The sequence below is a fragment of the Desertihabitans aurantiacus genome (assembly GCF_003344635.1).
GTDB lineage: Bacteria > Actinomycetota > Actinomycetes > Propionibacteriales > Propionibacteriaceae > Desertihabitans > Desertihabitans aurantiacus.
In genome coordinates, this window is sequence record NZ_QPKK01000407.1 from 1 (window position 1) to 2,255 (window position 2,255).

2 protein-coding genes and 1 tRNA gene are annotated in these 2,255 nt (G+C 74.0%); all 3 read left to right on the forward strand.

The window, feature by feature from the left end; all coding sequences use genetic code 11:
* Positions 1–252: 252 nt before the first annotated feature.
* Positions 253–1,536, forward strand: a complete 1,284-nt coding sequence (locus tag DVA66_RS19590; RefSeq protein ID WP_114561487.1) for an aminotransferase class I/II-fold pyridoxal phosphate-dependent enzyme — start codon at positions 253–255, stop codon at positions 1,534–1,536.
* Between the two features lie 103 nt (positions 1,537–1,639).
* Positions 1,640–1,712 (forward strand) — tRNA-Trp (locus DVA66_RS19595).
* A gap of 144 nt (positions 1,713–1,856) precedes the next feature.
* On the forward strand, positions 1,857–2,255 hold a 399-nt coding region (locus tag DVA66_RS19600; RefSeq protein ID WP_198671973.1), incomplete at its 3' end, for a hypothetical protein.

Sequence of the window (2,255 nt, forward strand, 5' to 3'; positions counted from 1 at the left end):
CCCACCCCAACGCGCCCGACCCCACCCCAACGCCCTGAGCCGACCCCAACGCCCTGAGCCGACCCCGACGCCCTGAGCCGACCCCAACGCCCTGAGCCGACCCCAACGCCCTGAGCCGACCCCAACGCCCTGAGCCTGTCGAAGGGCGATCACCGGACCACCGGCGGACGTGGACGCGCCGACCCGGCCCGCCCGCCGTCGCTAGGCTGGCAGGCGGCCATCCGGCCGCACCCGCCCGCAGCAGTGAGGATGATGGAGATGGGCCTGGCAGAGCTCGACCCGCAACAGCTCGACACCCTGGTGGCCGAGACCACCGCGGCCTACCGGGAGCTGCTGGGACGGAAGCTCGCCCTCGACCTCACCCGCGGCAAGCCCTCGGCGGCCCAGCTCGACCTCGCCGACGAGCTGCTCGCCCTGCCCGGCGCGGGCCGGACCCGGTCGGCCGGCGGGGTGGACGTCCGCAACTACGGCGGCCAGCAGGGGCTGCCGGAGATCCGCGAGATCTTCGGCGAGCTGCTCGGCATCGGGGTCGACCAGCTGATCGCCCAGGACAACTCCAGCCTGTCGCTGATGCACGACAGCGTGGTCTGGGCGCTGCTGCACGGCGTCCCGGGCGGCGGGCGTCCCTGGTCCGGCCAGCCGGTGAAGTTCCTCTGCCCGGTGCCCGGCTACGACCGGCACTTCTCCATCTGCGCCCACCTCGGCATCGAGATGGTCCCGGTGGAGACCGGCCCGCACGGGCCCGACCCCGACGAGGTGGCCCGGCTGGTCGCCGCCGACGACTCGATCAAGGGCATCTGGGTGGTGCCCACCTACGCCAACCCGAGCGGCGCGGTCTACGACGAGGACGTCACCCGGGCGCTGGTCGCGATGCCGGCCGCCCCCGACTTCCGGATCTTCTGGGACAACGCCTACGCGCTGCACCACCTCACCGACACCGAGCACCCGCCGCTGGACGTCCTCGGGCTGGCCGCCGAGGCCGGGAACCCCGACCGGGTGCTGGTCTTCGCCTCCACCTCCAAGATCAGCTACGCCGGGTCCGGGGTCTCCTTCCTCGGCGCCAGCCCGGCCAACCTCGACTGGTTCCTCGGCCACGCCGCGAAGCGCTCGATCGGCCCGGACAAGGTCAACCACCTCCGCCACGCCCTCTACTTCGGCGACGCCGAGGGCGTGCGCCGGGTGATGCGCCGGCACCGTGAGCTGCTCGAGCCCAAGTTCGCGCTGGTCTCCGCGGTGCTGCAGCGCCGCCTGGGCGACCTCGGCATCGCCTCCTGGACGACACCGGAGGGCGGCTACTTCGTCAGCCTGGACGTCCTCGACGGCACCGCCTCCCGGGTGGTCGAGCTGGCCGGGGCGGCCGGGATCGCGCTCACCCCGGCGGGGGCGTCCTACCCCTACGGCCGCGACCCCCGCGACCGCAACATCCGGATCGCGCCCTCCTTCCCGCCCGAGCCCGAGCTCGCGGCCGCGATGGAGGGTCTGACCACCTGCGTGGTGCTGGCCGCGCTCGAGCAGCAGGGGGCCGTCCAGCCGTGAGCCGGGTCCGCGGGTTCGACTGATCGCGGATCGGTGCGTACACTCCATGTCTTGGCGATCCGCTGACTGTTCCGTCGCGCCCGCGCGTCGGGTGGATCGTCGAAGGGCAATAGCTCAACTGGCAGAGCATCGGTCTCCAAAACCGAAGGTTGGGGGTTCAAGTCCCTCTTGCCCTGCGGAGCAGGTCGCGTGTGTCGACCTGCAGCGCACCGTGCCGCGGCCGCCCCGCCGTGGACGGGATCGAGGTCGGGGCCCGCGCAGGTGGCGACCTGCCGGGGTGCGACCGGACCGACCGAGACGACAGATGGCGAGGACAGCTCGTGGCTGATGAGAAGGACGAGGACCAGACCCGCGGGTCGGATCCGTCTTCGCCGCGCGACCCCGCCGACGAGCGCGCCGACGGCGCTGGCGTCCCGGTCGAGGCCAACGCCGAGCTGAGCCCCGAGCCGGTCGGCGACGGCCAGCCCGGGCCGGTGGACGTCCCCGAGGACGCCGCCGAGGCTGGCGAGGACCCCGCGGAGGCCGGCGAGGAGCCCGAGACCGTCGACGAGCCCGCCCTGGTCGGGGCCCGCGGCTCCCGGCGCCCGGTCCGCCGGACGCCGGAGGGTGGCGAGACCGAGCGCAAGGGCCGGGCCACCCGGCGCCGGGGTGACGACGACGATGACACCGCGCGCCGCACCGGCCCGGTCACCTTCGTCAACGAGTCGGTGGGCGAGCTG